14 protein-coding genes are annotated in these 12,164 nt (G+C 72.0%); 5 read left to right on the top strand and 9 right to left on the bottom strand.

Translation table 11 applies throughout. From position 1 onward, the window contains the following. Positions 1-2: 2 nt before the first annotated feature. The gene (locus tag QA802_RS17430) at positions 3-230 is read right to left on the bottom strand and encodes a DUF4287 domain-containing protein (RefSeq protein ID WP_020128488.1); all 228 of its coding nucleotides are present in this window, start codon (positions 228-230) and stop codon (positions 3-5) included. 103 nt (positions 231-333) lie between these two features. Here QA802_RS17430 and QA802_RS17425 point away from each other — a divergent pair, with 103 nt between their 5' ends. After that, positions 334-645 carry a hypothetical protein gene (locus tag QA802_RS17425; protein WP_334523396.1) on the top strand — a complete coding sequence of 104 codons (312 nt, stop codon included), beginning with the start codon at positions 334-336 and terminating at the stop codon, positions 643-645. A 48-nt stretch (positions 646-693) separates the two neighbouring features. Here QA802_RS17425 and QA802_RS17420 read toward each other — a convergent pair whose 3' ends face one another. From QA802_RS17420 to QA802_RS17410, 3 genes are all read right to left on the bottom strand, one after another. Next, a complete protein-coding gene (locus tag QA802_RS17420) occupies positions 694-1,509 on the bottom strand; it encodes a hypothetical protein (RefSeq protein ID WP_334534713.1) in 816 nt (271 codons plus the stop codon). Between the two features lie 308 nt (positions 1,510-1,817). Continuing rightward, positions 1,818-3,038: an acetyl-CoA C-acetyltransferase gene (locus QA802_RS17415; protein WP_334523394.1), complete on the bottom strand. Its 1,221-nt coding sequence runs from the start codon at positions 3,036-3,038 to the stop codon at positions 1,818-1,820. Between the two features lie 290 nt (positions 3,039-3,328). After that, a complete protein-coding gene (locus QA802_RS17410) occupies positions 3,329-4,357 on the bottom strand; it encodes an SGNH/GDSL hydrolase family protein (protein WP_334523391.1) in 1,029 nt (342 codons plus the stop codon). Between the two features lie 161 nt (positions 4,358-4,518). Here QA802_RS17410 and QA802_RS17405 point away from each other — a divergent pair, with 161 nt between their 5' ends. Continuing rightward, positions 4,519-5,907, top strand: coding sequence for a cystathionine beta-synthase (locus tag QA802_RS17405; RefSeq protein WP_057578588.1), 1,389 nt, complete (start codon positions 4,519-4,521; stop codon positions 5,905-5,907). Between the two features lie 372 nt (positions 5,908-6,279). Here QA802_RS17405 and QA802_RS17400 read toward each other — a convergent pair whose 3' ends face one another. Continuing rightward, positions 6,280-6,705: a hypothetical protein gene (locus tag QA802_RS17400; RefSeq protein ID WP_319166952.1), complete on the bottom strand. Its 426-nt coding sequence runs from the start codon at positions 6,703-6,705 to the stop codon at positions 6,280-6,282. Positions 6,706-7,123: 418 nt separating this feature from the next. Between QA802_RS17400 and QA802_RS17395 the strand changes: the two genes are divergently transcribed. The 3 genes from QA802_RS17395 to QA802_RS17385 all read left to right on the top strand — a co-directional run bounded on the left by QA802_RS17395 (position 7,124) and on the right by QA802_RS17385 (position 9,319). Next, positions 7,124-7,555 carry a hypothetical protein gene (locus tag QA802_RS17395; protein WP_334523387.1) on the top strand — a complete coding sequence of 144 codons (432 nt, stop codon included), beginning with the start codon at positions 7,124-7,126 and terminating at the stop codon, positions 7,553-7,555. Positions 7,556-7,678: 123 nt separating this feature from the next. Next, positions 7,679-8,608 carry a MurR/RpiR family transcriptional regulator gene (locus tag QA802_RS17390; protein ID WP_334523384.1) on the top strand — a complete coding sequence of 310 codons (930 nt, stop codon included), beginning with the start codon at positions 7,679-7,681 and terminating at the stop codon, positions 8,606-8,608. Between the two features lie 126 nt (positions 8,609-8,734). Then, the gene (locus QA802_RS17385) at positions 8,735-9,319 is read left to right on the top strand and encodes a hypothetical protein (RefSeq protein ID WP_334523381.1); all 585 of its coding nucleotides are present in this window, start codon (positions 8,735-8,737) and stop codon (positions 9,317-9,319) included. Positions 9,320-9,333: 14 nt separating this feature from the next. Here the strand turns inward: QA802_RS17385 and QA802_RS17380 are convergent, their stop codons facing one another. The 4 genes from QA802_RS17380 to QA802_RS17365 are packed head-to-tail and all read right to left on the bottom strand — an operon-like array spanning position 9,334 to position 11,750. After that, the gene (locus tag QA802_RS17380; RefSeq protein ID WP_319166916.1) at positions 9,334-9,708 is read right to left on the bottom strand and encodes a roadblock/LC7 domain-containing protein; all 375 of its coding nucleotides are present in this window, start codon (positions 9,706-9,708) and stop codon (positions 9,334-9,336) included. Between the two features lie 20 nt (positions 9,709-9,728). Continuing rightward, positions 9,729-10,259: a roadblock/LC7 domain-containing protein gene (locus tag QA802_RS17375; protein ID WP_334523375.1), complete on the bottom strand. Its 531-nt coding sequence runs from the start codon at positions 10,257-10,259 to the stop codon at positions 9,729-9,731. A 34-nt stretch (positions 10,260-10,293) separates the two neighbouring features. Continuing rightward, positions 10,294-11,301: a transcriptional regulator gene (locus tag QA802_RS17370; RefSeq protein WP_334523372.1), complete on the bottom strand. Its 1,008-nt coding sequence runs from the start codon at positions 11,299-11,301 to the stop codon at positions 10,294-10,296. Beyond that, on the bottom strand, positions 11,298-11,750 hold the full coding sequence (locus QA802_RS17365; RefSeq protein ID WP_319166919.1) for a hypothetical protein: 453 nt from the start codon (positions 11,748-11,750) through the stop codon (positions 11,298-11,300). The genes QA802_RS17370 and QA802_RS17365 overlap by 4 nt, the downstream gene beginning before the upstream one ends. Between the last annotated feature and the right edge of the window lie 414 nt (positions 11,751-12,164).

The raw sequence follows: 12,164 nt of genomic DNA, 5'->3' as shown, positions 1-12,164 counted from the left end.
GCCTAGAGCAGTTTGCGCGCGGCCCTCCTCAGGTCGTACTCGTGGATGATCGCTTTGGCGTGGCCGTACGCGAGATTGTGCTCGGCGCGCAGCCAGCTGACCTTCTCCTCGAAGCGGAGAGCGGGGCCTTCGTCGACGGTGCGCAGCCAGTCGGCGACTTCACGACCGGTGCAATGGGGGATGCGGGCGAGAATGTTGCGGTGGGTCTCCTCGGAGAGGACATGGGACATCGGCGCCTCCGGTAGCAAAGGGGATGTAAGCCGGTCCTCAGGTCACCGTGCCTGACTGTTCGCCCGTTGGCAACAGTCCCGCTGCGACGCGTAGTCTCGCGGCGTGGCTGATACGACGTCCCTGACCCGTGCGGTGGATCACTTCGCCGATCGCCTGCGGGCCGCCCCGCAGAGCCGGCTGCAGCGCGGCGCGGCCGCCGAGGCGCTGGCTCTGGCCAGGGAGTTGGCCCGGCGGGCCCAGATCGTCGAGGAGCCCGGAACGCCCCTGCGGGAGATGCCCGACGTCGGCATGTTCGCCGCCGCCGACCAGATCACCGTCGCCGCGCACGACCTGGCCCTCGTACTCACGGACGAGGGCCAGGTCGACGAGGCTGTGGAGTTGGTGGCGCAGGCGCAGAAGCGGGCGGGTGTGTGACGCCCGGATCCCGAGAAACGCCCGGGACCCGCGGGACCCGGCAAACGCTCAGAGGCTCGCTATGACGCGGTCCGCCAGGATGTAGACGCTGTCCCCGCCGCACTGGAACGTCAGGGTGTAGGCGCCCGAGATGCCCGACCCGCCCAGCAGGAACGGCGTCTGGCCCGCGGTCAGGGCCGCGGAGAGCCGTTCGGCCGTCTCGCGGTGGCCCGGGGTCATGCAGAGCGTGGTGCCGTCGGCGAAGACGTAGACGTCGAGAGTGCCGAGCGGGCCCGGCCGGACGTCGGTCAGCTCGATCTGCGACGAGGCGAGCTCCTCGAGGGCGGCGACCGTGCGCTCGTGGTCGTTCACCACGGGTGACTGCACCGGCACGAAGTCCGGGTGGGACGGGTGGCGGCGGCGGGCGGCGGCCAGTTCGGGCGAGTCCCCGGTCAGTTCTCCGGCCAGCTCCCCGGCGAACTCGTCAACGTCCGCGGCCGACTCGGCCACCGGCTCCAGCGGCTCCAGGCCCAGCAGGTCGGCCTGGCGGGGCAGGAACAGCTCGCTGTCGGGCAGACCCAGCAGCGACGGGGCGTCGGAGGCGTCCCGCGCCTCCTGGGCGGCCCAGAACGCCCGCGCCTCGGCGAGCTCCCGCTCCCGCTCCTCCGCGAGCGCCTCGGCGACCGCCGCGCGTATCTCGGCCGCGTCGGCCGTGGTGCGGGCGGCCGGCACGAAGCCGCGCAGATCCGCAGCCGTGTCCTCGGCATTCCTGGCGAGCTGGAGGTGCAGGGCGGCGACCTGTCGGCGCAACTGCATGAGGGTGCGCAGGACGGCGACGCCCACGGCGCCCGTGGCGGCCGTGGTGACCAGCAACGCGATCGGCATGGCGCTCACTGACGTACTCCCGGTTTCAAGTCGACCCCCGACTTCCTACATCAGCTTGAAGGGCGGACTATCCAGCTGTCAGTGCGTAACGTCACGAAACGGACAGGACTTTGGTCCTCCGGTTTACTGCCGAACGGCGCTGAGCTGGGTGAACCCCTCCTAGGAGGGAGATAGGTCACATCCTGGGGGAGATTGGATCACAGAACGGCCCGGAGTCCGGGTGCTTTCCGGACTCCGGGCCATTTCGTCACAGTAGGTGCCGAAGAGGTCACGCACGGCTGGTTTCGGGCGCGTCGCTCAGGGCTGGTTCAGCTGAGGCGCTCGATGACCATCGCCATGCCCTGGCCGCCGCCGACGCACATCGTCTCCAGCCCGAACTGCTTGTCGTGGAACTGGAGGGAGTTGATCAGCGTGCCGGTGATGCGGGCGCCCGTCATGCCGAAGGGGTGGCCGACGGCGATGGCGCCGCCGTTGACGTTCAGCTTGTCGAGGTCGATGCCGAGGTCGCGGTAGGAGGGGATCACCTGCGCGGCGAACGCCTCGTTGATCTCGACCAGGTCGATGTCGTCGATGGTGAGGCCGGCCCGGCGCAGGGCCTGGTTGCTCGCCTCGACCGGGCCGAGGCCCATGATCTCGGGGGACAGGCCGGAGACACCGGTCGACACGATGCGGGCGAGCGGGGTGAGGCCGAGCTCGCGGGCCTTGGTGTCGCTCATCACGACGACCGCGGCGGCGCCGTCGTTCAGCGGGCAGCAGTTGCCGGCGGTGACCAGGCCGTCGGGGCGGAAGACCGGCTTCAGGCCCTGGACCCCCTCGAGGGTGACGCCGGCGCGCGGGCCGTCGTCCTTGGCGACGACCGTGCCGTCGGGGAGCGTCACCGGGGTGATCTCGCGCTCCCAGAAGCCGTTCTTGAGGGCTTCCTCGGCGAGGTTCTGCGAGCGGACGCCGAACTCGTCCATGTCCTGGCGGGTCACGCCCTTCGTGCGGGCGAGGTTCTCGGCGGTCTGCCCCATGGCGATGTAGGCGTCGGGGACCAGGCCGTCCTCGCGCGGGTCGTGCCAGGTCGTGCCCTCCTGCTCGGCGACGGCCGAGGTGCGGGCCTCGGCCTCGGCGAAGAAGGGGTTGCGCGTGTCCGGCAGGCTGTCGGAGTTGCCCTTGGTGAACCGGGAGACCATCTCGACGCCCGCCGAGATGAAGACGTCGCCCTCGCCGGCCTTGATGGCGTGCAGCGCCATCCGGCTGGTCTGCAGGGACGAGGAGCAGTAGCGGGTGATCGTGCAGCCGGGGAGGTGGTCCATCCCCATCTGCACGGCCACGATCCGGCCGAGGTTGTTGCCCTGCTCGCCGCCGGGCAGGCCGCAGCCGAGCATCAGGTCGTCGATGTCTCTCGGGTCGAGCTCGGGGACCTTGGCGAGGGCCGCCTGGATGATCGTGGCGGTGAGGTCGTCCGGGCGCAGGTCCTTCAGGGAGCCCTTGAAAGCGCGGCCGATGGGCGAGCGGGCGGTCGAGACGATGACGGCTTCGGGCATCACGGCTCCATTGGCGAGATTCTTACGGCGTCGTACGGGGACGGCTTCCCTGGGAAGTTACCCGCACGTATGGGCTGGGTCACGGGGGTGACGGTGTGACCCTGGCCGCAATTTACTAAGCGCTTGCTTTTGCCTTCGGCGGTGGGGCCGGAATCGTGCGGGCGGGTTGCCGGGCGGACCTGGGGGCTGTGCCCCCAGGTCGGCCCGGGGGCTGTGCCCCCAGGCCCCCTGTCGGCCCTGAAGGGGTCTCGTCCTCGATCGCCGGACGGGCTGGTATGCCTGCTCGGCGGTCAGGCGTTCGTCGAGGAGGTCGGCTCCGATTCCGACACCCGCCGCCGGCGACGGCGCTTCAGGAGGGCCCACGGGCCCCGGGGGCCCGTCGGTATCGCGGCCGTCACCTCGGTGCCGGGCTCCGAGGCCGCTTCCGCCGCCGCCCGGGCCACCGGCAGGAAGCCCTCGTGACGGGAGGCGTCCGGGCGTTCCTCGTCGGCCGGCCAGAGGCCGAGCGCCGCGCAGACCGTGGGCAGCACCGCCATCGCGGCCGTCGCGTACCCCTCCGCCGACGGGTGGTAGTGGTCGGGGCCGAACAGCTCACGCGGGTTCGCCTCGAACTCGGGGCCGAGGAGGTCGCCCAGCGACACCGTGCGGCCGCCCTGCTCGACCGCGCCGATCGTCTGGGCCGCCGCCAGCTGACGGGAGGCCCGGCGGGCCAGCCAGCGCAGGGGCTGCTGGACCGGCTCGATGGTGCCCAGGTCCGGGCAGGTGCCGACGACGACCTCCGCGCCGGCCGTGCGCAGCCGCCGTACCGCCGCGGACAGATGCCGCACCGAGCGGGTCGGGGGCATCCGGTGGGTCACGTCGTTCGCCCCGATCATGATCACGCAGACGTCGGGCGCCCCGTCGGTGTCCGACAGGACCAGCGCGACCTGCCGGTCGAGGTCGTCCGACTGGGCCCCGGGCAGCGCCACGTTGCGCAGCTCCACGGGGCGCTCGGCGACCGCCGCCAGCCCGGAGGCCAGCAGGGCGCCCGGCGTCTGACCGGAGCGGTGCACGCCCTGGCCCGCCGCGGTGGAGTCGCCCAGCATCGTCAGCCGCAGCGGCTCCCTGCCGGGCCCGGGGGCGTCATAGGCGACGCCGTAGCGGCCGTCCGCCTGGGGGACGTGCGGATGCGCCCCGTTGTTCACCTGGCGCCGGGCCAGGTGCATCTCCGCCAGCACCAGACCGGCCGCCGCCGCACCGGCCAGCCCGAGACCGCCGCCACCGTAGGCCGCGCCGGCCGCGATGCGCCGGGCCACTCTCGCCCTCGACATGCTCGTCATGCCTCGACGCCACCTCCTCGTGTCCTTACACCCACTCCTTGCCCCGTACGGACGGTCGTCCAATCTCGACGAGGGGTGAACATGCCGCTACGGTCGGAGCCCGCCCCGTACTCTGGCGTAACCACTACGACCACTGTTTTTGCAAGCAACCGGAGACAACGGTGCAATTCCACGACTCGATGATCAGCCTCGTCGGCAACACCCCGCTGGTGAAGCTCAACAGCGTGACCAAGGGCATCCGGGCGACCGTCCTGGCCAAGGTGGAGTACTTCAACCCGGGCGGCTCCGTGAAGGACCGCATCGCCCTGCGCATGATCGAGGCCGCCGAGCAGAGCGGGGAACTGAAGCCCGGCGGCACGATCGTCGAGCCGACCAGCGGCAACACCGGCGTCGGGCTCGCCATCGTGGCCCAGCAGAAGGGCTACCACTGCATCTTCGTGTGCCCCGACAAGGTGTCCACGGACAAGATCAACGTGCTGCGGGCGTACGGCGCCGAGGTCGTCGTCTGCCCGACCGCCGTGGATCCCGAGCACCCGGACTCCTACTACAACGTCTCCGACCGGCTGGTGCGTGAGACGCCGGGCGCGTGGAAGCCGGACCAGTACTCCAACGCGAACAACCCGCTCTCCCACTACCACTCCACCGGTCCCGAGCTGTGGGAGCAGACGGAGGGGCGGATCACCCACTTCGTGGCGGGCGTCGGCACGGGCGGCACCATCTCGGGCACCGGCCGCTACCTGAAGGACGCCAGCGAGGGCCGGGTCCAGGTCGTCGGCGCCGACCCGGAGGGGTCCGTGTACTCCGGCGGTTCCGGACGGCCGTACCTCGTCGAGGGCGTCGGCGAGGACTTCTGGCCGACCGCCTACGACCGTACGGTCGCCGACGAGATCGTCGCGGTGTCCGACAAGGACTCCTTCCAGATGACCCGGCGGCTCGCGAAGGAGGAGGGCCTGCTGGTCGGCGGCTCCTGCGGCATGGCCGTCGTCGCCGCCCTGCGCGTCGCCGAGCGGCTCGGCCCGGACGACGTCGTGGTCGTCCTGCTGCCCGACAGCGGCCGCGGCTACCTCAGCAAGATCTTCAACGACGAGTGGATGGCCGACTACGGCTTCCTCGAGGACGAGGGTCCCAGCGCCCGCGTCGCCGACGTCCTCAACGACAAGGTGCACGGCGCCATCCCGTCCCTCGTCCACATGCACCCGGACGAGACCGTCGGCGAGGCCATCGAGGTGCTGCGCGAGTACGGCGTCTCGCAGATGCCGATCGTGAAGCCGGGCGCCGGGCACCCCGACGTCATGGCCGCCGAAGTCGTCGGGTCGGTCGTGGAGCGGGAGTTGCTCGACGCGCTGTTCACCCAGCGGGCCTCCCTCGGCGACCCGCTGGAGAAGCACATGTCCGCGCCGCTGCCGCAGGTCGGCTCCGGTGAGCCGGTCGGCGACCTGATGTCCGTGCTCGGCACGGCCGACGCGGCGATCGTCCTCGTCGAGGGCAAGCCCACCGGGGTCGTCAGCCGCCAGGACCTGCTTGCCTTCCTGGCCAAGGGCGGGAAGTGACGTCTGCGTGACAGGGGCCGTGATTGCGGGGAAACCTGCGGTGAACGGCCCCTTCGGGCGCTGAACTTCCGTTTCCCCACTGAAGTGGTGGACTTCGCGGAAGTGGTACGCGCGTGTCACGTCCGCGCAGCACCCGGTTAACACGCGTCCGGCATCGTGATGGGTGTCGGCAGGGAGCGGCTCCCCGGCCGGCACCGAAACGGCGTCACGGACCTCCGGAGCGGCTCCCGGACCTTCCACGGACGCCACGGACGCGGCGACCGGGCCTGACCCGGCCCGCGTCCCACGCGGGGACCGCCGTCGTCCCGCCCCCCGTCAAGGGGGTGCGGCGGTCCCCGCGCAAGCTTCCCCCACGAACGGTCGTGCCGACGGTCACTCCTCCCAGTCGCCGTCCTTCGAGGAGCGGCGCCGACCGCGGAAGAGACCGGGGTTGCTGCGGGCGGCCTGGACCACGTTGACGCCGACGATGCCCACCCAGGAGACGATCAGGCCCGGCAGTCCCTCGGTGCCCACCCCGATCGCCGACAGCGGGACCGCCAGCACCAGCGAGACGATGCCGAAGCCGAAGCGCTCGCCCCACGAGTCCGTCGCCTGCGGCGAGCGGGAGTCGCGGGCCGCCGCCATCTGCTGCTCCGCGAACTGCCTCCGCACCCGGCGCTCCACCGCGCCGTCGATGCGCTGGTCGACCTTCTCGAGGAACGATTCCACCAGCGCGGACTCGTACTCCTCGCCGAGTTCCCTGCGGGTCTGCAGTGTGGCGTCCAGATCCTTCTTCAGGTCCGTGTCCCGCGCTTCCACGGTGGTCTCCCGTCCCGTCCGTTGCCCGTCGTACGCACCAGGCTAGAGAGCGCGCCCGCCCGGCGCACTGGGGATAGCCCCCCTCTCCGGGGTCGGGGGCGCCGGAGCTGTTCGACCACCCCGACATCACGTACCGGACGCCGCATCACTTCGCAATTGAAGAAACGGTATTGAAGGAACGGTACGGACTCGGCGCAGGCGTCTCCCGAGTCGCACGATTTCCTGATAATTTCCGGACAATTGGCGCCCCATTTCATGTGCCCCGTTGTCTCCGTTGTCAAGGCGCCGCCCGACATGCGTCGCATTTGGCTCGGAGCTAGCCTGGAATCAGCGACAGGAATCAGCGACAGGAACGCCCGTTCCCAGAGCTGGAGTTGAGCATGACATCAGCCTGCCCGAGGGTGTCGGAAGGATTGACATGGCAGACACACTTCCCAACCCGGCAAGCGACAATACGACCCGCTTCGAAGCCGCGCCCGAACCCGACGGAACCCTGATCCCGATACCCTCGGAAGCGCCGCAGGGAAAGGCGATCCGAGACGATGCCCAGATCACCGTCAGTGCACGTCAGGGAAACGGCTACTACGTGACCGTCTACAACGGTCCGCCTGACCGGCGGAGCGAGGTCGACGACGTCATCAATGATCTCCTGACGGAGGCGGGAATGAAGGAGATCGAAGACGCGCTCGCCTTCGGTGCGGCGCCCGCGATTCTGCGCTATGTCAGTTCTGCCGCCGGCGTGTTGGCCTCGGTGCTCACCACCTCACCCCTGCTGAACGAGCAACTGTTCAGAGGCGTCATGGACGATGGGACGGCAGTGACCTACATGGTGCTCACCCCCCACAGCTAGCCCCTTAGCCCCTTCCGGTACTGCCGTCTCCCTTGCCTGGCTGTATGACGTCATGCAGAGTGCGTGATAGCTGAATAATCCCGTCGACGGCTCGGTTCGCGGGCGGCTGAAGGGGGAGCGGGCATGAGCGCGGAGACGGACCCGGGGACGGGACCGGGGCCCGGGACGGGGCAGGGGGCGCCGACGGGGCCGGGTGCCGGCGGGTCGGGTGGGGGGCCGTCGGACACTCCGGGGGCGCGGCTGCAGACGCTCTTCGAGGGCCATCGGCTGACGCCGACCCAGCGGCGCATCGCGCACAGCATGGTGCGGCGCGCCGCCGACGTGCCGTTCCTCTCCAGCGTGGAGCTCGCCGAGCTGGCCGGGGTCAGCCAGCCGTCCGTGACCCGCTTCGCGGTCGCCCTCGGCTTCGACGGCTATCCCGCCCTGCGCAGGCACCTGCGCGAGGTCGCGCCCGCCGACCGGACGCCGGGCTCGGCCTCGTGCAACGCCTACCAGCAGGCCGTCCAGGCGGAGATCGAGAACCTGCGGCACCTGGCCGAGCTGCTCGCCGACCCGCGGCCCGTGCAGCGGGCGGGCAGGCTGCTGGCGGCCTCGCGGCCGCTGCCGGTGCTCGGACTGCGGGCCGCCGCCTCCCAGGCGTACGGCTTCGCCTACTTCGCGGCCAAGGTGCATCCCGACGTACGGCTGCTGCACGAGGGCGGCACGATGATCCACGACCGGATCGACGCCGCCGTCCGGGCCGGCGCCTCCGCGCTGCTCTGCTTCGCGCTGCCCCGCCACCCGCGCGAGGTCGTCGACACCCTCGCCTACGCCAAGGAGGCCGGGCTGAGCGTGGTGACGGTCGCCGACTCCGCGTTCGCGCCGGTCGCCAAGGTCTCCGATCTGCTGCTGCCGGCCGCCGTCGGCACCGGGCTCGCCTTCGACACGGCGTGCGCGCCGATGCTGCTCGGGCGGGTGCTGCTGGAGGCGATGTGCGACGACCTGCCCGACGCGCAGGCCCGGCTGGAGGAGTTCGACGCACGGGCGGCGACACGCGGCCTCTTCGTGGAGTAGACCCGCCCCCGTCCCGGAACTCCCGGATCGCCGGACTTTCAGGTCGCCGGACTCTCAGACTCGTCTCACGTTCGCTGACTACGCTGTACGGCCACGAGTGGGAGCCGGAATGACGAGGAGGCAGGCGTGGCGCGCGGAGGGCAGGGGCTGGCTCGGGTGGCCGTCGTCGTACGGGCCGGAGCAGCGCCGTTGTGGTGGTGCGGGGTGTTCGCGGCCGGTGTCGGGGTCCTGGTGCCCGGCCTGACCGGGCGACGGATCGGGGTGCTGGCCGGAGCCGCGTTGTTCCTCGTGGCGGCGGCGGTCACGGCGCTGCGCGGCCGCCGCCGGTTCACGGAACTCGGGCGTGGCGCGGTCCGTGCGGGCAAGCACGACGTGCTCCAGGACCGGGCGGTGACCGTCCGCGTCTGGCGGCGCGGCCACCGCCGGTGGCTGCTGCCGGCCTTCCTCGCCGCGCTGGGCAGCGCGTTCGCCGTGCCCGCGGCCGGTGGCATGCTGCTCGCCGGCTGCGGGGTCGGGCTGTGGCTCAAGGCCGCCTGGCTGGGCCGGCTCGAGCGCGCCGACGACGCGCTGTTGTGGGTGTGCGTCGACTGGCTGGACCGACGCGGCGGACGCCCCGCCGGAAAAACCGTCGAGGCGTACCGCAGCACCGGCATCGCGGCGGGCGACGCGGCTCCGGGTGGATCCCGCCGCCGCGCCGCCGCACTGGTCTAGGACCTGTCAGTCCCTCACACCTCGAGGTCCTCCTCGATCCGCTTCAGCTGGTGGCGGGCCATCGCCAGGTTGGCCCGCTTGGCGTCCAGCACCAGGTAGAGGAAGAGGCCGTTCCCGCCGCGGCCGCTGATCAGCCGGATCAGGTGGTACTGGTCGGACAGGGTGATCAGGATGTCCTCGATCTGGGCCTTCAGCCCGAGGTGTTCCATGGTGCGCATCTTGGCGCGCACCACGTCGGTGTTGCCGGCGGCGGCGACGTTCAGGTCGAACGTCTTGCTGCCGCCCATCGTGCCCAGCGCCATGCCGCTGGTGTAGTCGACGAGCGCGACTCCGGTGGCGCCTTCGATGGAGGCGAGCGCCTCTTTCAGGCAGGTCTCGGTATTGGCCATGACTGTGCTCCTCGGTTCCTTCAAATTTCCGTGGTGGTGCGCGCGTTGGTGGTGGCTGGGCCGCGCGCCGATCTGGTCGGTAAGGTCGTGGGCTTCGCCGGGGTCCGCACCGGCGCCTTCGCGGGCGGCTTCAGCGGGGTCTTCGCCGGGGCGGCCGCCGCAGCCGCCCGCGCCACCGCCTCCCGCGCGTCGACCAGCTCCCCGATGCGGGCGCCGGCCCGGCGTCCCTCGAGGTGCAGCCGGCCGATGTTGACGCGGTCCTGCGCCAGCAGCGTCAGCACGGCGTTCTCGCCGGCCGAGTACGTCGAGACGTAGCCGTACCGGCCGCGCACGAGCAGTTCGCGGAAGTCGCCCTGGCCGGTCGTGTCCGCCATCCGCATCGCCACACCGAGGGCGGCGGCGGTCAGCGCGGCGAGCACTTCCGGCTCCACGCCCGGGGTGTCGTGGGCGAGGACGAGTCCGTCCACGCCGGCCGCCAGCGCGCCGGTCAGCTGGGGCACCCGGGCCCGCAGTCGCCGCAGCTCGTCGAGTATCTCGGGCGCGGAAGCCATCAGCTCGCTCCTCTCGGCGCGCGGTCGCTGCCTTTCAAAGGGCCTCCAGCGCATCCCTGAGCCTCTTCAGCAGAGTGATGTCGGGGTCGTTGACGCGGGGCAGGGCGATGCCCTGCGGTGCGTCGGGGACGGGGGGTACGGGGAGTCCCGCGACTGCTTGGGCTCCCGTCGTGAGGGCCCCGGAGGTGGCGGGTGGTCCGGGCGCCGTGGGGCCGTCGGCCGGGCGGCCCGTGGCTGTGGGGGACGCGGTCGCGGGGAGCGCGTGGCGGGGCGGGAACCCGGTCGGCAGGCGGTGCGGGCCGGGCGGTGGGAAGAGCGCGGTGACCAGTCCCGCGGCCGCCAGCCGCCGGGCGTCCACCAGCGTGTGGAAGGCCTGCCGGCCCAGCTCGCGGGCGATGTCCGGCGCGGTGCGCACCCCGTCGGCGAGAGCCAGCACCGCGCTCTGCCGGGCGGTCGGCGCGGGCGCGGCGACGGACTCGGCGCGGCGCAGCGGCGAGCCGTCGGTCGCCGGGTCGGGCCACAGCCGGTCCAGCAGCGCGCGCCGGCGCAGCGTCTCGCGCTCGACCGCGCCGACCGGGACGGGGCTGAGGGCGCCGAGCCGGTGCCGGGTGCCGTAGTGGAAGCGGCCGGGCGTGCTGCTGGGGGTGAGCGCGAAGTACGCCGCGTCGAACACCGCCTCCAGCTGGCACAGTTCCAGCGCGCCGCGCGGGACACGGCCGGCGTCGAGCAGCAGCCGCGTCACGTCGTACTCCTCGTCGGCCCGCTCCACGGCGTCCTGCCAGACGGCGGGGGAGAGGGTGCCGTGGGCCAGGAGGAGCACGTCGAGGCCCGGGGCGAGAGGACTCTCGGCGTGCACCACCCGCCCCTCGGCGAGGTAGAGCGAGCCGCGCTCGCGCTCCAGGACGCCCGTCGCGCGTTCGGCGGCGAGCCGGGTCAGCATCGGCGACAGCCCGCCGCCCTGCCCCCGCGCCGTCGACTTCTCCCGGACGGGCAGCCGGGGCGGCGGGGTCGTGCCCGGCGGGGTCGTTCTCACCGCCGTCATCCCAGCACCAGCCGTTCGGCCATCTCGCCCAGCCTGATCCGCGCCAGTGCGAGGTTGCCGTCCGACCGGGCCAGCCACACGTGCAGGAACACGCTGCTGTCGAAGGACGTCGGCACGAACCGGAGCACGTGGTAGCTGTCCCGGTTACTGATGATCAGGTCCTCCACCGGGGGATCGGCGGGCGCCGCCGGGACGGCCCCGGCCGCGCCCTCGCGGTCTTCCCGGCCGTCGTGACCGAAGGGGCCGCCGTGGCCGTCCGGTGTGAACGCCCGCTGCTCCGCCGTCAACCGGGCGACCTCCGCGGCCTCGGCGGCCGCCGCCTCGTGGTCGCCGCCGGGGAACTCCCCGACCGCGCCCAGGGCCAGCCCGCTCGTCCAGTCGACCAGCGCCGCGCCCCGTGCGCCGGGCAGCCGCATGGCCTCCAGTAGACACTCGTCGATTCCGGGCACCGTGGCTCCCCTCCCGCCCGCCGTTCGGCTGAGTGATGGAGACGCTACGCAACGTGTGTGCCAGGGGTGAGTCTTCTGGCATTTTCCAGCGGAACATGCGAAGCGGTGACTAAGGTGGGTCGACTGACCACTTTCCGTGGCTGTGTGACGCCCCACAGGTCCCTTCAATACCGCGCCCACGGGCGCACGCCACCGGCCCACGGGCTCGCGCAGGGTGGTGACGGCGGGCGGCGCGCGCCCCGGCGGACCCGTTCGGCCCCCGTCCCGCTGCTCGGCCGCACGCCCGCACGCCCGCCGTGTCACTTCCGTCCCGCCGCCCGGTCGCCTCTCTGTCCACCGCTGGGGAGGTGTGTCGTCGCGCGGCCGTATTGACTAGTTCTATTCAGCGGGTCAGGATGTGAATATCGGCAGTAA

The organism is Streptomyces sp. B21-105 (assembly GCF_036898465.1).
GTDB lineage: Bacteria > Actinomycetota > Actinomycetes > Streptomycetales > Streptomycetaceae > Streptomyces.
Note: the sequence above shows the minus strand (reverse complement) of the source record. Positions and strands in the feature narration are given on the sequence as shown.